This window comes from Anabaenopsis tanganyikae CS-531, assembly GCF_029891675.1.
GTDB classification, from domain to species: Bacteria; Cyanobacteriota; Cyanobacteriia; order Cyanobacteriales; family Nostocaceae; genus Anabaenopsis; species Anabaenopsis arnoldii.
Genome location: NZ_JANQDF010000060.1, coordinates 21,402 through 39,361, shown reverse-complemented (window position 1 = coordinate 39,361; position 17,960 = coordinate 21,402). Strand labels below are relative to the sequence as shown.

The window sequence follows — 17,960 nt, the reverse complement described above, 5'->3', positions numbered from 1 at the left end:
GGTTTAAAGCTACACAACAGAGCTAAAGCGGCTCCATCTCGCCTTGTAGTTTCGGTTTCCCAGAGGGTGAAAAACTCACCTACACTCAAGTTTTTCTAGAAGGGAACAGGGAATAGGCTTAAAGCTCTCTATTTGTAATGGTTTCATTATCTGTTTTTGTTGTCACCTGCTTGGCGGTTGCTATATATCAAAGGTGAAAGATATTGAATTAGTCAAAACTATACTTTCAGTATAAAACAAAATTACTAATAACCAATTACCTGTGAGGCTTTTAGGTATAAAAATCAGGTGAACTTTGATAGCTAAATTTTGCCGAAAAATATTTGATAATTAAGGGGAGAACATCCCAATGGAGAACACCAAAATGCTAGAACAATACCGTCATCATGTTGCGGAACGCGCCCAACTCGGTATTCCCCCTTTACCATTGGATGGGAAGCAAACCTCAGAACTTGGCGAATTGTTGCAAAATCCGCCAGTAGGTGAACAGGATACATTATTACATTTATTGCGCGATCGCGTCCCCCCTGGTGTAGATGCAGCAGCTTATGTGAAAGCGGGATTTCTCACAGCCATTGCTAAAGGCGAAATTACCAGTCCTTTAGTTTCCCCCGTCGCCGCAGTAGAATTACTGGGAACGATGGTAGGAGGATACAATGTTCAATCCTTAATTGATTTACTGCAAATTTCCGGGGATGAAGCGATCGCCGCCCACGCCGCCACTGCCCTGAGTAAAATTCTGTTGGTGTATGATGCCTTTCATGATGTTTTGGAATTATCCCAAAGCAATCCTTACGCCAAGCAGGTAATTGACTCCTGGGCTAATGCGGAATGGTTTACCAGTCGTGAGAAACTAGCAGAAGCGATTACGGTGACAGTATTTAAAGTCCCAGGGGAAACCAACACCGATGACCTATCCCCCGCCACCCACGCCACCACCCGCCCGGATATTCCCTTACACGCCTTAGCCATGCTAGAATCAAGGCAACCAGGGAGTTTAGAAACCATTGCCGAATTAAAGCAAAAAGGACATCCTGTGGCTTATGTGGGCGATGTTGTGGGTACTGGTTCCTCGCGCAAATCTGCCATTAACTCAGTATTGTGGCATTTAGGAAATGATATTCCTTATGTACCGAACAAACGCGCTGGGGGTTATATTTTAGGTAGTGCGATCGCACCGATTTTCTTTAACACGGCTGAAGATGCAGGTGCTTTACCCATTCAATGCGATGTAGGTAACTTAGAAACCGGTATGGTAATTACCATCCATCCCTACAAAGGCGAAATTACCAACCAAGCAGGCCAAGTCATTTCCACCTTCACCCTCAAACCCGAAACCATCCTAGATGAAGTCCGCGCTGGTGGACGTATCCCCCTACTCATTGGGCGTACCCTCACCGACAAAACCCGGGAAGCCTTGGGTTTATCACCCAGCACTTTATTTATTCGTCCCCAACCACCCCATGATACAGGCAAAGGTTATACCCTCGCCCAGAAAATGGTAGGTAAAGCTTGCGGTTTACCCGGTGTCCGTCCGGGGACATCCTGCGAACCCCTGATGACTACCGTTGGTTCTCAGGACACCACAGGCCCCATGACCAGGGACGAATTAAAAGAACTAGCCTGTCTGGGTTTTAGTGCTGACCTAGTTATGCAGAGTTTCTGTCACACTGCGGCTTATCCCAAACCCGTAGACATTAAAACTCACCAAGAACTACCAGATTTCTTTGCCCAGCGTGGTGGTGTAGCCTTACGTCCCGGCGATGGTATTATTCACTCTTGGTTAAACCGGATGCTATTACCTGACACTGTGGGAACAGGGGGCGACTCCCATACCCGCTTCCCCTTGGGTATTTCCTTCCCCGCAGGTTCTGGGTTAGTAGCCTTTGCGGGTGCGTTGGGTGTGATGCCCCTGGATATGCCAGAATCAGTATTAGTCAGGTTCAAAGGTGAATTACAACCGGGTATCACCTTACGGGATATTGTTAATGCTATTCCTTACGTGGCCATTCAAAAAGGTTTGCTGACCGTAGAAAAGAAAAACAAGAAAAACGTCTTTTCAGGGCGGATTCTGGAAATGGAAGGCTTACCCAATTTGAAAGTAGAACAAGCCTTTGAACTTACCGATGCTTCCGCAGAACGTTCTTGTGCAGGTTGCACAATTAAGCTGAGTGTTGAGACAATTTCGGAATATCTGCGTTCTAATGTCACCCTGTTAAAGAATATGGTAGCTAGGGGTTACACCGATGCACGTACCATTATGCGCCGGGTGGCGAAAATGGAAGAATGGTTAGCTAACCCCACGCTCATGGAAGCTGATGGAGATGCAGAGTATGCAGAAATCATTGACATTGATTTGAATGAAATCACAGAACCCATTGTCGCTGCACCTAATGACCCTGATAATGTGAAATTATTATCAGAGGTTGCCAATGACCCGGTACAAGAAGTTTTTGTTGGTTCTTGTATGACCAATATCGGTCATTATCGCGCCACTGGTAAAGTGTTAGAAGGTGCTGGTGTGGTGAAAACTCGCCTGTGGATTTGTCCGCCTACCCGCATGGATGAACACCAACTCAAACAAGAGGGTGTGTATAATATCTTTGAAGGGGCTAATGCACGTACAGAAATGCCTGGATGTAGTTTATGTATGGGTAATCAGGCGCGAGTTGCAGATGGGACAACTGTTTTTTCTACTTCGACTCGTAACTTCAATAATCGCATGGGTAAAGATGCGCGAGTTTACCTTGGTTCTGCGGAGTTAGCGGCCGTTTGTGCGTTGCTGGGGCGCATTCCCACAGTGCCGGAATATTTAGATATTGTGGCACAAAAGATTCATCCTTTTGCTGATGATTTGTATCGGTATTTGAACTTTGATCAAATCACTGGTTTTGAGGATGAAGGGCGAGTTGTCGCTGTGGAAGATATGCCCAAACTTGAGGATATTTTAGGTATGCCTAGGGCAGCAAGGTAGTTAGTTTCATGCCAGAATAGCCTGTAATTGGCAAAAACATCTTCTTGTATATATCTTGTATATATACAAGAGGTTTCATTTTATTACAGACCAGAAGATTAAGATTTGTTCGTTTTCTCTATGTTTCTTTACTTAGCAGTATAATTGCTACAGAGTCCACTAGAATGTCATAAGTATGTTTTCCTTGAACAGACTTACTGAGCTTTTTGGATTCATCCTATGTTGATATTTTTCAATATTTAATATCTCCATTGATTGGCTTGAAATATTTTTGCACAGAGCCTCTCAACTTTTCAAATGTAAATATTGAAAACCTCAGTTATTCCGACTAGAGAAACTAGATTTGAGGAACCATGAATGTATACAAAAACAGTTATTCCCCATTGGGGTATTCCTCCTGTCCTTGATTTAGAACAAGAGCTTCCCCAATTTCAAAGTAAAGCGGCTCGAAAAATAGCAGAGATAGTATTAAAAATCAGTACGGACTGTAAACCAATCATATTGCAAGCTCCTCCCGGCAGTGGTAAAACATTTACATCGGCATGGATTCACACACAATCTCATTTAGAAGGCATCTTTGCTGAAATAGATTGCTCCCAATTACCCCCAAATAACCAAGGTCTTCTGTTGGGCAACAGTAACCAAAAAGGGATACTTGAAGAGATTGAGCAGGGTACTGTACTAATTGATAATGTACAGTTATTAAGTGAAGCAGAAGGCGATCGCCTGATCAATTTCCTTAAAAATCGACCAAACAATCAATTACGTCTAATTCTGGCCAGTCCTCAACCCATTGTCACCGAAGGGATAGAAGTTCATCAAGTCAAACTTTTTGCCCTTTCCCAACGCAAAGAAGACATTCCCATCCTGGCTGAGTATTTCTTAACAAAAATCTGTCGCACGCAAAATCGTCCCACTTTAAAACTCAGTCAAGTAGCCCTGCGGCGTTTACTCAGTTATCACTACCCCAACAACTTGGCGGAATTAGAAATCATCCTGCAACGAGCAGTATTAATGACCGCTCGTGACCAGTGCATGATTTCCGAACAAGTATTATGGTCAGTAGAATCGAAGAAAAACAGTTTTCGCCTTGACTTATTAAACTACCTACCAGCTTTACGCCAATTCTTCCTGAGTAAATGGTGGCTAACTCCATTCTGGTGGGTAAGTATGGTCATGTTTATCCCCCTAGTTATCCTGGGTTTTATCGGTTCACCAACGCGAGAGCATAGCTTAATGCTCAACCTATTCTGGGCATGGTGGTGGCCAATATATTTACTACTGTTTCCTTTAGTGGGGAGACTTTGGTGTGCTGTTTGTCCATTTATGATTACAGGTGAATTGCTCAGAAAAATCTCTGTGTGGGTTTATCCCCGCCAGTTGCGCCCTTGGCCTCATAAATGGCTGAATAAATGGGGGGCGTGGTGTGTCTGGGGGGGGTTCCTGATCATTTATCTATGGGAAAAACTCTGGGATTTACCCCATTCTGCCTATCTTTCCGCCTCCTTATTACTAGTAATTACAGGTGGGGCGGTAATCTTCAGTCTCATCTATGAACGTCGTCTGTGGTGTCGTTATCTGTGTCCCATTGGCGGCATGAATGGAATGTTTGCTAAATTATCTATGATTGAGTTGCGTGCCACCGAGCAAGTCTGTGGTTGTCAGTGCAGTACATTTGCCTGTCGCAAACCCACCCCAGCCACACCAGTTACTTTTGCTGAAGCCCTACCCACGGAAGGACAGGCCAGCTATGGATGTCCTCTGTATTCTGTGCCGGCACAGTTATCAAATAACCGGGATTGTGTGTTATGTATGGGATGTCTAAAATCTTGCCCTAATCGTTCTGTACAGCTGAATTTACGGATTCCCGGTGCAGATTTATGGGAAAATCATCAAGGTTTTGCCGCAGAAGTTGCCTTAATGCTGTTGCTATTGGGTGGAGTTTTTCTGCACAACTCTCACAAGTTTTTGAGTTGGTTTGGTTTAGGTGCTTTGTCACTAGATTCTGAGCATTTATTGCTGGGGGTGTCCGTGGCAATAGTTTTGTTAAGTCTGCCTGGAATATTCACCTATTTAACTCACCGTCTGAGTCGTTGGCTCGATGGTGAAATGCCAGATTACTTAACCGTTGTTTATGCTTATTTACCCATGACACTGGCGGCAAATTTAGCATATTACCTACCGGCTATGATTACCGAATCTGGAAAAATTTTACCAGTATTTGCCCAAAATTTGGGTTATACTGATATATTTTTACCTAGCTTAAGCTGGGATGTACATGTGGCGACTTTTCTCCAGGGTGTGACATTACTGGGTATTGTTCCGGTGAGTATTTTTGCGCTTTTCAGGATTAGCAAAGGTGATTTATTGAGAAATTTGCCACATATTTGCTTGCTTATGGGTTTTGTTGCCGTGTTTTTTGGTCTGATGGTTTTTTAACACAAAGAAGGAAAATCATCTTTGAATAGTTGAAGTATTGTCTCTATTCCCACAGTGCCTATGAAACCCTACCAGGGAAGCAGGGAGAGGATTGGGGCAATTCATTTATTTATTGCCCCTGGCTATGGTTGAATTAAACTGTACGTTGCTGGATTAAAGCTTCATAAGAAGCTTGGAAATCATCAACAGTAATCTTGATGGCAGCAGTATCTGTTTCACCTTGAGACCTAAACCGGCGAATTGCTTCTACAGCGGCCTGATTGCAGAGTAATACTAAATCCGCACCATTCCAACCTTCTGTCACCTTAGCCCAGTGTTCCAAATCTACATTTAAAAGAGGTCTGCCTTGATTGTAAACTTGCAAAATCTTGCACCGACTATCTAAATTCGGTAAATCTACTTTTAATTGTAAATCTAACCGCCCTGCCCGTAACAGAGCAGGATCTATGGCATCAGGACGATTTGTAGCCCCAATTACCAAAATATTTGCGCCGGTTCCTAAACCATCTAATTCCGTGAGTAATTGTCCTACTACCCGGTTACTGACTCCCGAATCACCGGTGTAAGTCCCCCGTGCTGGCGCTAATGTATCAAGTTCATCGATAAATATTACACAGGGATCTGCTTGTCGCGCCTTAGCAAATAACTCCCTAACTGCTTGTTCACTGGCTCCCACCCAACGGCTGAGTAAATCTGGTCCATTAATACCAATAAAGTTAGCTCGGGCTTGGGAAGCCACAGCCTTGGCTAATAATGTTTTCCCAGTACCGGGCGGACCCCACAAGAGTATTCCCTTGGGCGCTCTGGCTTTTGTTTCTTTGTAGAGTTCTGGATACAACAAAGCCCCTTCCACAGATTCCCGCAAGGTCTGTTTTATGGTTTCCAAGCCCCCAATATCTTCCCATTCCACATGAGGAACTTCAACTTCCATGCTACGAAGTACTGCTGGTTTGATTTCCTTGAGCGCCTGCAAGAAATCAGATTGCTGCACCGTAATAACTTCTGGAATTGGCATATCAATGGAAGGAACCTGACGGCGTAAAGCTGTGTATGCTGCTTTTTGACAGACAGCTTTTAAGTCAGCCCCCACAAATCCCACGGTGCGATCGGCAATAAACTCCAGATCAACTGTATTATCTAAGGGCATAGCACGAGTCAGGACTTGCAGGATTTCTTTGCGCCCATTGATATCTGGAACTCGAAACTGAATTTCTCTGTCGAATCGTCCGGGACGGCGTAGAGCTGGGTCAAGATGATCAGGGCGATTAGTAGCTCCGAGTAAAATCACGCCTTTGTTGTGGGAGAAACCATCCATGAGGCTCAATAGTTGGGCAACTAAACGCTTTTCTACTTCCCCTTCTACTGCACTACGGTCTGGGGCCAAGCTATCGATTTCGTCAATAAAGATAATACAAGGAGCATTTTTGGCAGCTTTTTCAAAAATAGCCCGCAGTTTTTGCTCTGCTTCACCATAATATTTGGTGATGACTTCAGGGCCAACAAGGGCAATGTAGTTAACCCCCAGTTCTTCAGCTAACGCACGGGCTGTGAGTGTTTTGCCGGTACCGGGGGGACCTACTAATAATACCCCATGTGTAGGTTCGAGTCCTAACTTAACTAGCAGGTCAGGGCGTTTTAAAGGAATAGCAATCAGTTCTTTGAGTTCTTTGAGTTCTTGGTTCAATCCCCCAATATCTTTGAGGGTTATACCTAAATTACCTTCAGGTTGTATATTGGGGTCAGATGCACCTGTATCACGTGCAGGGGAAGATGGGGTACGAATGGAAGTAGTACCAACATTACTAGTTGTATTATTATTAGTACGGGGAATGTTACCGGTTCTGGGAATACTGCTTAATGAACGTGAGTTAAACTGCACATCAGTTTTAATTTCTCCATTTTCCACTTTTTCTTCTAGAGTTTTCACCAACTCTATAAACTGCTCAAATCCCTTGAATAAATCACTCATAAAGTTCCTCGAAAAATGAATTGAGAAAATATATCTTAGGCTACATACAGCTTAAATTTGATATTGATTAATCAAAGTCAAATAAAAGATTTGCAGCTGCTTGAATACGGGCAATTGGTTCTACTGATCTAGGTAAATTGGGTAAGCGGATGATTGTTTGTTCGGGAAATAAGCTGGAGTCAATTCCTATTTCTTGAGTATAGCGATTTTGCACTACATAACGTTGTTGGATTCCCATATCTTTCAGGGATGCTGTTAGGCGTATATGTTCAGATATAATCGCACCTTCTGCCTGAATTACTCCCACAAATTGCGTATGCTTTGGATTTTTTAATTTCTTTTGGGCTTGGACAACTTGTTGACGTAAATTCCGCAACCGCCCAATTAAATCTAGTCTACCTACAACGTTCTGGTATTTTATCCATAACTTAAATATCCACGATAACCAATCTCCTAAAGCAGATGGCATTGCCAAAAATTGTAGCAGATGACCGGTGGGAGCAGTATCTAAAATAATCAAGTCTTGCTGGTTACTATCCAATAAGTCCATAATAGTGATTAGGGACAGTATCTCATCAATACCTGGTAAAGCTTGAGACATAATCTGTCGCCAAGCTCCTGGAAGATAAGCAATATCTATTGTGCTATCAGTTTCTGTTCCTTCACCACTAATCATATCCGCTAATTCCCAAAGATAATCCGTACGAAACTGATCTAATATTTCATCAGCATCAATTTCTTGTCCGGTCAAATTAGTTGCCAATGATGAGGCTTGATGTCCCAATTTTTGTCCAAATGCATCGCCCAAGGAATGAGCAGGATCTATGGAAATTATCCGAATTTTTTGTTGAGGATGACGATTAGCTAAACCCCAGCCTAAAGCTCCTGCAACTGTTGTTTTACCAACTCCTCCTTTACCCCCCACAATAATTAGTTGACATCCTTCGGCTACAAAGTCACTGAAGCTTGGGAGGATTCTACTTGGCCACTGAATTGCTGGCGGGGTAGAAAGTTCGACGCTGTCAATTTTTTGAATTTGTCGTGCCAGGTCATCCAATGCCAAGGAACCTAATGGTTCTTTTGCTTGTTGTGGTACAATGAAAACTGGTTGATCGCCGGCAATTTTTAAGAATTTATCGGTCAAATTTTGTTGCTCTGCATAGCGGTCTGTATTTATATCGCTATCTGTGATGATGCGATTTATCAGAATTCCCGTATAGTGAATATTGAGAGTTTTTAAATTATCTAAAAATCTTTCAGTTTCTGCTAAACACATGGGTTCAGCAATTGTGACTACCAAGCAACCTGTAAATGTCTCATCTTGTAGCAGTCGTCTCCCTTCTGCTAATTGAGATTTCATATCCTCCAGAAAATCATCTACTTCATCAGATTTATAGCTCCCTCTGAAACTCTCTGTGATCACACGATGTTTTTGTTGAAATAATTCAAAGGAATTTAAAATTACATCGAAGAAATCTTTTAATTGCAACAAATTTAATGTATGACCTGAAGGAGCCATATCAAGCACTATCCGGTCTACGGTTTTTTCTGAAAGTAGACGCTGAATTTCTAGCAATCCCATCAGTTCATTTAAGCCGGGCCAATTTAGATCCCAAACCGGGGCTAAATCTTCTCCGTCAGCTAAACTCCCTCGCTCAACTAGCAGTTCTAAGAATCGACTATATTTAGCCCTAAATTCCACTAATAGTTTTTCAGCATCTAATGCTCGAACACTCAAATTAGGTAAATCTTCTACCTGTGAACCATCATCTGTGACTTTTGAAAGTAATACATCTCCTAAGGAATGTGCTGGGTCTGTAGAAAGTAACAAAATTTTTTCCTCTGGAAACTTTGTCGCCCAGTAACGAGCAAAACTGCAAGAGATAGTAGTTTTACCAACTCCGCCTTTGCCGCTAAACATAACCAAGTTAAGTGAGTCGTACTGCTTCATAACTTTAAAAGAATTAGGAAAAGAATAAATAAACTTTAATTAAATAAAGTGGTAAGGAGGAAGAGAATCTCCTAACAATAAATTCCAACGAGGACAAGCTTTTTGCCAATTTAAAGTTTGTTCTAAAAACCAATTTTTATCTTCAATATTAACCAGCATATGAATGCTTACTTCTTGCTCTTTTTCTTTAACAACAACCGGATAATTATTGGTTGTTGTTATTAAATCAATGAGATAGTGTTTTTCTGCTGCTTGTGCAATACTAAAGTCTTTTTGGTTTTGATACTGTTGCTTTTTAGCTAAAAAGTAATCTTTTCCCCTGGCCTTTACTGGTGCTACTTCCTCTAGTATTACAGGAATCAATTTCAAAGTAAATTCAGTCTTACCATGAATTTTTTGTAGCTGCTGGCGATATTTTTCGGTATTTGATTCTAGGTGAATGAGCAGATTTTTCTGAGAATTAAAGCATATTCCAAACTGCACGGGTAAAACTGTAATCTGCTGGTAAAGCTCACAAATAACTCGGTCATGGCATAAAGCCATCTCGATAATTTTCTGCTCATTATGTTGGAATGACTCTAAAGATATTCCAGGCTCAACAATAGCCGAAAGATTAGTACTCTTAATCAGCACTACTTGACTAGCAGCACCTTGTGGTAAAATTAAGGGCAAGCTAGGTGTTTCTAAAAAGGCATAACTATAGAGGTTTTCTGATTCCATATACTGCACCTAGATAGTTGTATAATTTTAACTAATTCAGTTTCCGCTCCCACATTGTAATAATATTAAATTATCATCCTCGATTTGGTAAAAATTATACCATATTTTTATATTTTTGGTGATAGTGCCAGATTTTGAAGACTTATAGAGTTAGTTTAAAGTATTGCTGAAAATATTTACATATTCTTGAAAGATTTACAATGACACCTTAGTTAGCTATAATTAATAATTAATAACAATTCAGACATTGTTCATGAAAAATACTCCTAAGCGTAGTGTTATCAGACCTAAGATTAGTACAATGCCTCGCAATAAGAACGAGGCATCGTGCCAGCTGGAACTGTATCAAATGGTGACTGAAAAGGAACGTCTTCAAAGGGAACTATATTTCATTAGAGAGCGAACAAGTTTACTAAACAGGCGTTTAACTACCCTGAATCACCAAATAGAAGAAACCGAGAAAACGATTAAGAAATTCCGTCAAAATGATCCGGAGTTAACAAATACTCAAGATATAGGCTCTCGAAAAAATATATATGTTGAGTCTATTGAATCGGTGCAATCTAAGAACTACAATGTTCTGGAAATTGAATATTAAGTCGGTCATATTGCCGAAAATTTGACAACTCCCGGTTGGATCTTGATCTACTTAAGTCTATGCTCTCACCTGATTTTGTTCTTCCAAGGCTTCGTATTCTTCAGATTCTGCTTCCAGTCGGGCTTCTTCTTCCAATTCTTGGAGTTTTAAAAGAATTTCTTCTTCTTGAGCGTCATACTCTTCTTCGGTAATGTCGCCCATGTCTAGGGAAAGCTGCAGGGTCAATAATTGTTTGTTCAGGTTTTCTTGATCATTAAATTCGGTATTAGCACGCTCTTCAATTTTCTCTGCAATCCATACAACTCCATTAATTGGACCCATTATTGGAGATAGTAAAAGTTTCATCAGCATAGTCATAAATCCTTGGTAGTTGATATTGCATTTTTAAAGCTATTATTACATACAGCAAGAGGGATGGTAATAAATAGCTGCAATTGGGTCTATGGTTCAGCCAGTTGTGCAAATGTGTAGGGAGCAGTGAAATTGTTGTAGCGAATACGTAGGCGATCGCCAAATTTCATATCAATTGCTTCTACGATTTCACCGAATTTAGATTCACTTTCCCAAGGAATCAAAAATGCGGTGTTATAAATCATGTCCTCTGTCATAAGTTCACCCTCTATAACCTCTGTTGCTAAAGGATTTAGCTCATTAGAGAAAACTTCAATCACAGATTGTTTGCGAGCGGATAAATTACTTTCAATTAATTGTCCAATGTGAATCACCTCCTCTATACTTAATTTTCTACCTTCCATATTGTCACGCTCCTGTTTCAAAGCGAGATTAGATTCCATCATGGCTTGCAATTCAGACTTGCTATCCCAAAAAATCTTAACACTCACCTCTCTTTGTCCGGCCAGTTTTTGAAATAAGTTGTGCAATTGCTCTTTATATGGTTCGATGAGTTGTGTGGTTATTGCGTCCCAGTCTTTAATAACTAATCCGAACTGGAGAGGAAGAAGGACATTAAATCCTGCTTGCATTGTCTCCTCTAACACTTTTTCATGAGTTAATAAATTGCGTCGAGAAGCCAAATATTTCTCTTTAGATGCTTCTGAATATAAAAAAGTCAATCCATCAACTACCTGACTATAAACAGGTTTCCCGTCCAATCCTGTAATAGAAACAGAGCTAGGAATTATATCGGGGAAAATCCCATACAAATAAAGACCAAAATTCATTAATTTATTAACCCATTGAGTTGGAATTTACAACTGATCACTTTTGATTACATTGTTTTGGCGGTCAAAACTAACCGTAACTTAGCATGAATCAGGTCTAGTTGAGCTAAACCGATATCTATCTCACCGTCTACAACAACTCCAGTATTTAAAAGCCGGTCTAATAACTCTACCACTGAAGCCTGATTGCTAGTTTCCCCTGGATAATAAGAACCAGAGGGAGGTAAAAGACTACCAAAATCTCCTAAATTTACATTGAGGTCTGATGGCTCAATTTCAAATATCTGACAAAAATCTAAAATTTGTGACTCTAACTTTTGCAAACTTTCCGCCGCTCGGTCTAAATCAGATTCACACAGTAACTCCTGTTCCATACGCCGAATTACTTGCGCTTCCATTAGTTGACGCAGCAATTCTAATACAGTCAATAATAAAGGAGCTAAACCCGCTTCGTTATTTTTAGAAGCCTTGGTTGGTAAATCCTTAAAGTCTTCCGATGGATTACAAACCATTTCTATAAATGTAACCTAAACTTTCAGTTTCTTTGAATGCAATTCAATCAGTCATTTTTCAATAGTTATTAACCGTCCCAGTCTGTTTGACTTTCGCTGGTTCAAACAGAAATTTTAACCAATTACTCATCTAACTGGGAATCTCGTGATCAAATAATTTCCTGGTTACTTAATCATGTTGAATATTCTCTGGTAATGGAGTTTGATCTTGGATACTCGCAGACTTAAGTAACTTTATTTCGGATTCTAGACTCTCCAGGCGATTTTGAAGCTGTTGATTTTCTTCAATTAATCTTTGGGCTTTACTGCTCAGATAAGGGTCATTTTCCCACCAATTAATACCCATTTCCTTGGCTTTATCAACGGAGGAAATTAACAAGCGAATGCGAATATGTAAAAGTTCAGTTGATGCGATAGATATAGAAATATCGCCCGCAATAACAACGCCCTTATCTAAGACTCTTTCCAGAATGTCCGCTAAGTTTGAGCCTTGAGTAGATGTGTTAATAGTTCGACTTGAGTTTGTCTGATGACGTGTTGGTAGTATGGGGGTAGAAGTCACGAATAATTCAACTCTTGAATAGTATAAAGACGATAATTTTGCTCACAAACAATTTGTGTTCCAAAGAACCAGAAGCATTTAGTATTAGATGCCATCTGGAGCTAAGTCTTTGAAAATTCTAGTTATTACTTGACTTTTTGGTATGAGTTTAGTGATTATAAACTTCTTTATCAAAAAGATCAGCATTTTCTAAATCTGTCTTTGGCTGTGAAAGTTCTGTTTGGAAACTAGTCTTGCTAAGTAATTCCATTAAAATATTTGTCGCTTCACTCATAGCTAAATTACTGCGGTTGCACAGAACATCGATAGCAATCTCCTGAAAGTCTGGATTTTCTACTTCTACTATAATGTCATTTTCCGCACATACTTTAGCAATCATCAAACAAGACCGTAAACCTGAAGTTTTCTCTGCTTCTATAGCCAGACGAAACGATCTTACCAACTGCACTATTAAGTAAGCAGATTCTCGAGATATGTTTGTTTTCTGAATTAATATTTCGCCTTGAGTTATCTCATCTGGTTCTGGCATATTAATAGTTACCAACCTATCCATCAAAGCATCTTGGGTTGAATGAACTCCGCAGTATTCTTCGGGATTGGATGTAAATATAGCGCGAAATTTCGGATTAACGTGTAGATACTCTGGCTGATTACTACTAGGAGGTAGGCTGAGAATTTTTTCTTCTAAAGCTGAAAGTAAAACGTTATTAACTTCTGGACGTGAACGGTTAAATTCATCATAGACTAAGGTAAAACCTTCTCGACAGGCTAAAGTCAGTCTAGAATCAACCCAGTTCTGTTGTAATTGGTCTTCTACTTTAACGACGTTGTGAATATAATTGTCCAGTAATTTCTTGCGAGTATAACCAGTTTCACTACCAATCAAATCCGAACTTTTAAATTCGTCATCGCCAAACAGTAACATTACTGGGATCTCGAGACAGTGCGCTATGTGGAGTGCTAAAGTTGTTTTACCTGTTCCCGCAGGGCCTCGCAAGTGAACGGGAAACCCTGATTTGAGATAACGCAATGCTCTAGCTGCTACTTTCTCAATCGCAGGTGTCATGACAAACTGTCCTGGACGGACACGAATAACTGCTCTTTTGTGATTCGTATTGGTGATAGCCATAAATTGAAGCTGGTAATAAATTGAAGGTGTGTGAGACTATAGACTGAAAGATTTCAAGTGTTACTGTCAATTGGGATTTGCCAAGGGACTCTCTGCACTTTAAAGGTGTGTAGTGATATCAAATTTTTCTAGCGGTCTAGTTTTTGAAGTCCCAGGCTAGGTTTTGATTTTTTCTATTCACTTGATGATCTTAACATTTTTGACGCTAACTAAAACCAGGATTTGTGATCCAAATCCCAGTTATAAGTTGAGAAAGCATGGAACTATCTTTATATTCAATCAGAGGGAAATTAAGGTGCAATTATTGATTTAATGTGATAGAGTTCCTCTCTATCGTACTATATAAAGGTAAATAAATCTAAAACTCTAGTTAAGTAACACTATTGACTTTATTCGTTAAGCAAATATTGGAATCAGTGGGTTAGCAATACAAGCCTATTTTACTAAAGTCTCGGAACACTTTAATTTTATTAATTAACCCCTTGTATTAGCAGTTTTGCAACTGAAAGATAAAGGGGGTTTATTATTTAGCCCAATTGTGAAACAGATGAGATGTGTTTATTGCGAATCTTGATTAAAGTCCGGATCCACCAATAACACTCATAAACAAATCCTGACGGAATTGACGCAGTTCTGCTGCTTGGGCTTTGGCCTTAGCAACACGTTCTTTAGCAGTGGTGGCTAAAAATTGCTCAGTTTCTTGCTGTAGGTTTTGATAGAACTCAAGCAATGCTGCCGCTTGTGCTTTCGCTTGAGCAACACGTTCTTGAGTTGTGGTTGTTAAAAATTGCTCAGTTTCTTGCTGCAGGTTTTGATAGAAATCGAGCAATGCTGCTGCTTGTGCTTTCGCTTGAGCAACACGCTCTTGAGTTGTGGTTGTTAAAAATTGCTCAGTTTCTTGCTGCAGGTTTTGATAGAACTCAAGCAATGCTGCTGCTTGTGCTTTCGCTTGAGCAACACGTTCTTGAGTTGTGGTTGTTAAAAACTGCTCAGTTTCTTGCTGTAGGTTTTGTTGGAACTGACGCAGTTCTGCTGCTTGTGCTTTCGCCTGAGCAACTCTAGCAATACTTTGAGCAACTCTAGCACTTTTGCTGCAATCAATAAGTTTATTAACACTCTCGAAGATGGAGCGGTTTTCTTCCCGGATTCTTTCCATCAAAGCAGACATGAACTTCTCCTGAATAATGATAAAGTGGTCTTAACCATTTGATAATTAAGCAGGAACTGCTGCAGACTGAGTGAGTCCTACTGCTTCTGCATATTTCAGGTAAGTTTCTACAGAAGCAATGACAATTCTAGCTTCAATAGCCAGTAATTCGATACCAACTAAAGAAACACGAGCCCAAGCATCGATGACGATACCTTTGTCCAGGATTCTATCAATAACTTCTGCCAAGCTGGAGGAAGAGTTAGTTTTTTCAACTGCCATATGTTTACACCTTACAATCCCTTGTAACCGTTAGCTATCAAGCTTTTTTTAAATTTGCAAAATGCAGAATAACGCAGAATAACTATAAGAAACTTATAGTTATTCTACAAAAATGGATTTTATTGTGAGAATTATGCAGGAACTGCAGCAGACTGAGTCAGACCTACTGCTTCTGCATATTTCAAGTAGGTTTCTACAGAAGCGATTACGATTCTAGCTTCAATAGCCAGTAATTCGATACCAACCAAGGATACACGAGCCCAAGCGTCGATAACGATACCTTTGTCAAGGATTCTGTCGATAACTTCTGCCAAGCTGGAGGAAGAGTTAGTTTTTTCAACTGCCATATGTTTACACCTTAGATAATTGTCGCAAAGTTTACCTGTGGCAAAAAAAGAATGTGTTTTTTTACTCACAATTGGAACATTAGCATCTCTCCCCAGCATTTGGCAATACCTTGGAACAAAAAAAGTGTAAAAAAGTTTAAAAAAGTTAATTTATGAAATTGATGTATGAAAAAAGTATATTTTTAGGAAAAAAAGTCACAAATTGTGACAAATTGCTGTATAATCTGAATTTTTATGACTTTTACTCTGTTTTAATACTATTTACGGCGTCTATAAGGAGCATCGCAGTTTGGAAAGTGCAGGATAGAACATCCCCCCCAGCTTCGGGGGGCGCGATTGCGGTATCACTGAAGTTCCTCGCTTTTATTGATCTCGCGACCAGCCGAACTAGAAAGAACATTATGTTTTATGCTGGTAACTGTAAATGTGGGAGTAAAAAACTATGGTATCAGCACCGCATCTGCTGACAGACCCATTTTTGCAACTGCCAACTACCAACTCAGTGCAAGTAGTTTGGTTTACTGAATTTGCAGGTCAAGAACACGTGGTTTACTACGGTGAAAATCTGGATAAATCGAGATGGGCAAAAACGAGTAAACTTAGCCGCACAAGAGAAGACCAGCAATCAAAAGTAGCAAATACAACTATAAATCAACCTGTCAAACGCCATATTTGGCGACACGCAGCTGAGGTGACGGGGTTAACCCCCGGTGTGCGTGTTCCCTATTTTGTTATGAGTGTGCGAGAAGATGGTGCAAGTGTTAGGAGTGATGTTTTCACTCTCGCGCCTACCCCGGAGCGGGGTCAAGCAATGAAGATTCTATTGACTTCAGACCATCAATTAAAACCGATGATAGCAGCCAATCTGCAAAAGGTGGTGGAAACAGTCGGACAAATAGATGGGGTATGGTTCGCTGGTGATTTAATTAATGTGAGCGATCGCGCCTCAGAATGGTTTGATGATCATCGGGGTGGTGCGTTCTTTCCGGCTTTACAAGGTCGTGCTAATTATAAAATGGCGCATAATGGTGTTGAAACCATTTATACAGGTGGTGAAATCATTCAACACGCCCCCATGTTTACAGCCATTGGTAATCATGAAGTCATGGGGAGAGTTGGGAGAAGCAATAGTTTAAACAATGAGTTTAATGATACCATTCCCCGTGCTGTCGCCGAAAAATTATACAGGGGAAATTCTTTAATAGATAATTCCTTTAATACACAGACCTACGAAGAGATTTTTAGCTTACCTGAAAGTGAATCCGGCGGTAAAAAGTATTATGCAGTGAGCTTTGGGGATGTGCGTCTAGTAGTACTGTACGTAACTTGTATGTGGCGAACCCAAAAAATAAATACAGTATACAGAGGTAGATATACAGAAGCAGTCCAGGATTTAGACAATCCTGAAAATTGGGGTTATGGACAGTTTATTTTTGAACCAATTGCCAAAGGTAGTGAGCAATATAATTGGTTAGAAGCAGAACTTGACAGTGAAGAGTTTCAACAAGCCAAATATAAAGTAGTGATGTTCCATCATCCCCCCCACACTCTGGGTGATAACATCGTCCCTGCTTATACTGACCCAGTGCAGATCATAGAACGTGATCACAAAGGTAAGATTACCGCTGTCCGTTACGAGTACCCCAAAGACACAGACTATATTAACCGTGATCTTGTCCCGTTACTAGAAGCGGCTGAAGTGCAACTAGTATTATATGGACATTCCCACCTGTGGAATCGGTTTATAAGTCCTAGTGGAATGCAGTTTCTAGAAACATCGAATGTGGGTAACTCCTATGGTGCTGCTTGGGGGAACAACAAACGAGAAATACTGACTGTATCTCAAGAAGATTATATTGCAGTGGGTGATCCTTACGGATTAGAACCAGTAGTCCCAACCATAGCACCTTTGTTAAGGGAAGATAATCAGCCCATTCCTTACATAGCGAGTAACGACATCACGGTTTTTAGTATATTTAACACAGGCACTGGGATAGTAACTAGCTATTATTTTGATATGCGTAAACCAGATTCAGATGTAGTAAAATTCGATGAATTTAAATTAAAATAATCCCATCCCAGAAACCTCTGTGTTTGTCTGTGTAGTTCCTTTATAGTGCGCACAAAAAAATATAGCAACCTCAACAGG

General features: G+C 40.4%; 15 protein-coding genes. 4 read left to right on the top strand and 11 right to left on the bottom strand.

Features of this window, described 5'->3' with window-relative positions; all coding sequences use genetic code 11:
• Positions 1-364: 364 nt before the first annotated feature.
• Both acnB and NWP22_RS06260 read left to right on the top strand, forming a co-directional pair.
• Positions 365-2,974: a bifunctional aconitate hydratase 2/2-methylisocitrate dehydratase gene (acnB, locus tag NWP22_RS06265; RefSeq protein ID WP_271732774.1), complete on the top strand. Its 2,610-nt coding sequence runs from the start codon at positions 365-367 to the stop codon at positions 2,972-2,974.
• Between the two features lie 357 nt (positions 2,975-3,331).
• Complete coding sequence (locus NWP22_RS06260) at positions 3,332-5,413, top strand: AAA-type ATPase lid domain-containing protein (protein WP_271732678.1); 2,082 nt, start codon at positions 3,332-3,334, stop codon at positions 5,411-5,413.
• A 133-nt stretch (positions 5,414-5,546) separates the two neighbouring features.
• Here NWP22_RS06260 and NWP22_RS06255 read toward each other — a convergent pair whose 3' ends face one another.
• From NWP22_RS06255 to NWP22_RS06245, 3 genes are all read right to left on the bottom strand, one after another.
• Positions 5,547-7,382: an AAA family ATPase gene (locus NWP22_RS06255; RefSeq protein WP_271732679.1), complete on the bottom strand. Its 1,836-nt coding sequence runs from the start codon at positions 7,380-7,382 to the stop codon at positions 5,547-5,549.
• Between the two features lie 67 nt (positions 7,383-7,449).
• On the bottom strand, positions 7,450-9,333 hold the full coding sequence (locus NWP22_RS06250) for an ArsA family ATPase (protein ID WP_271732680.1): 1,884 nt from the start codon (positions 9,331-9,333) through the stop codon (positions 7,450-7,452).
• A 39-nt stretch (positions 9,334-9,372) separates the two neighbouring features.
• Positions 9,373-10,053, bottom strand: coding sequence for a GvpL/GvpF family gas vesicle protein (locus tag NWP22_RS06245; RefSeq protein ID WP_271732681.1), 681 nt, complete (start codon positions 10,051-10,053; stop codon positions 9,373-9,375).
• A gap of 349 nt (positions 10,054-10,402) precedes the next feature.
• Here NWP22_RS06245 and NWP22_RS06240 point away from each other — a divergent pair, with 349 nt between their 5' ends.
• Positions 10,403-10,651, top strand: a complete 249-nt coding sequence (locus NWP22_RS06240; RefSeq protein ID WP_271732682.1) for a hypothetical protein — start codon at positions 10,403-10,405, stop codon at positions 10,649-10,651.
• A gap of 57 nt (positions 10,652-10,708) precedes the next feature.
• On the opposite strand, the gene NWP22_RS06235 is transcribed toward NWP22_RS06240, so the two are convergent.
• The 8 genes from NWP22_RS06235 to gvpA (NWP22_RS06200) all read right to left on the bottom strand — a co-directional run bounded on the left by NWP22_RS06235 (position 10,709) and on the right by gvpA (NWP22_RS06200) (position 15,811).
• Entirely contained in the window at positions 10,709-10,996 is a 288-nt protein-coding gene (locus NWP22_RS06235) for a gas vesicle protein GvpG (protein ID WP_280801642.1), read from the bottom strand.
• Positions 10,997-11,091: 95 nt separating this feature from the next.
• Entirely contained in the window at positions 11,092-11,832 is a 741-nt protein-coding gene (gvpF, locus tag NWP22_RS06230; RefSeq protein WP_271732684.1) for a gas vesicle protein GvpF, read from the bottom strand.
• A gap of 47 nt (positions 11,833-11,879) precedes the next feature.
• Positions 11,880-12,344 carry a gas vesicle protein K gene (locus NWP22_RS06225; protein ID WP_271732685.1) on the bottom strand — a complete coding sequence of 155 codons (465 nt, stop codon included), beginning with the start codon at positions 12,342-12,344 and terminating at the stop codon, positions 11,880-11,882.
• Positions 12,345-12,513: 169 nt separating this feature from the next.
• Positions 12,514-12,906 carry a gas vesicle protein gene (locus tag NWP22_RS06220; RefSeq protein ID WP_271732686.1) on the bottom strand — a complete coding sequence of 131 codons (393 nt, stop codon included), beginning with the start codon at positions 12,904-12,906 and terminating at the stop codon, positions 12,514-12,516.
• Between the two features lie 148 nt (positions 12,907-13,054).
• On the bottom strand, positions 13,055-14,035 hold the full coding sequence (gvpN, locus tag NWP22_RS06215; protein ID WP_280801632.1) for a gas vesicle protein GvpN: 981 nt from the start codon (positions 14,033-14,035) through the stop codon (positions 13,055-13,057).
• A gap of 574 nt (positions 14,036-14,609) precedes the next feature.
• On the bottom strand, positions 14,610-15,203 hold the full coding sequence (gvpC, locus tag NWP22_RS06210; RefSeq protein ID WP_280801631.1) for a gas vesicle protein GvpC: 594 nt from the start codon (positions 15,201-15,203) through the stop codon (positions 14,610-14,612).
• A 45-nt stretch (positions 15,204-15,248) separates the two neighbouring features.
• Positions 15,249-15,464, bottom strand: a complete 216-nt coding sequence (gvpA, locus tag NWP22_RS06205; RefSeq protein ID WP_063873375.1) for a gas vesicle structural protein GvpA — start codon at positions 15,462-15,464, stop codon at positions 15,249-15,251.
• 131 nt (positions 15,465-15,595) lie between these two features.
• Entirely contained in the window at positions 15,596-15,811 is a 216-nt protein-coding gene (gene gvpA / locus NWP22_RS06200) for a gas vesicle structural protein GvpA (RefSeq protein WP_063873375.1), read from the bottom strand.
• 442 nt (positions 15,812-16,253) lie between these two features.
• Here gvpA (NWP22_RS06200) and NWP22_RS06195 point away from each other — a divergent pair, with 442 nt between their 5' ends.
• On the top strand, positions 16,254-17,882 hold the full coding sequence (locus tag NWP22_RS06195) for a purple acid phosphatase family protein (protein ID WP_271732689.1): 1,629 nt from the start codon (positions 16,254-16,256) through the stop codon (positions 17,880-17,882).
• Positions 17,883-17,960: the final 78 nt, after the last annotated feature.

Bases quoted from the DNA above. Each gene is read 5' to 3' on its own strand.
- acnB (WP_271732774.1), top strand. From the start codon at position 365: ATGCTAGAACAATACCGTCATCATGTTGCGGAACGCGCCCAACTCGGT.
- NWP22_RS06260 (WP_271732678.1), top strand. From the start codon at position 3,332: ATGTATACAAAAACAGTTATTCCCCATTGGGGTATTCCTCCTGTCCTT.
- NWP22_RS06255 (WP_271732679.1), bottom strand. From the start codon at position 7,382: ATGAGTGATTTATTCAAGGGATTTGAGCAGTTTATAGAGTTGGTGAAA.
- NWP22_RS06250 (WP_271732680.1), bottom strand. From the start codon at position 9,333: ATGAAGCAGTACGACTCACTTAACTTGGTTATGTTTAGCGGCAAAGGC.
- NWP22_RS06245 (WP_271732681.1), bottom strand. From the start codon at position 10,053: ATGGAATCAGAAAACCTCTATAGTTATGCCTTTTTAGAAACACCTAGC.
- NWP22_RS06240 (WP_271732682.1), top strand. From the start codon at position 10,403: ATGGTGACTGAAAAGGAACGTCTTCAAAGGGAACTATATTTCATTAGA.
- NWP22_RS06235 (WP_280801642.1), bottom strand. From the start codon at position 10,996: ATGAAACTTTTACTATCTCCAATAATGGGTCCAATTAATGGAGTTGTA.
- gvpF (WP_271732684.1), bottom strand. From the start codon at position 11,832: ATGAATTTTGGTCTTTATTTGTATGGGATTTTCCCCGATATAATTCCT.
- NWP22_RS06225 (WP_271732685.1), bottom strand. From the start codon at position 12,344: ATGGTTTGTAATCCATCGGAAGACTTTAAGGATTTACCAACCAAGGCT.
- gvpN (WP_280801632.1), bottom strand. From the start codon at position 14,035: ATGGCTATCACCAATACGAATCACAAAAGAGCAGTTATTCGTGTCCGT.
- gvpC (WP_280801631.1), bottom strand. From the start codon at position 15,203: ATGTCTGCTTTGATGGAAAGAATCCGGGAAGAAAACCGCTCCATCTTC.
- gvpA (WP_063873375.1), bottom strand. From the start codon at position 15,464: ATGGCAGTTGAAAAAACTAACTCTTCCTCCAGCTTGGCAGAAGTTATT.
- gvpA (WP_063873375.1), bottom strand. From the start codon at position 15,811: ATGGCAGTTGAAAAAACTAACTCTTCCTCCAGCTTGGCAGAAGTTATC.
- NWP22_RS06195 (WP_271732689.1), top strand. From the start codon at position 16,254: ATGGTATCAGCACCGCATCTGCTGACAGACCCATTTTTGCAACTGCCA.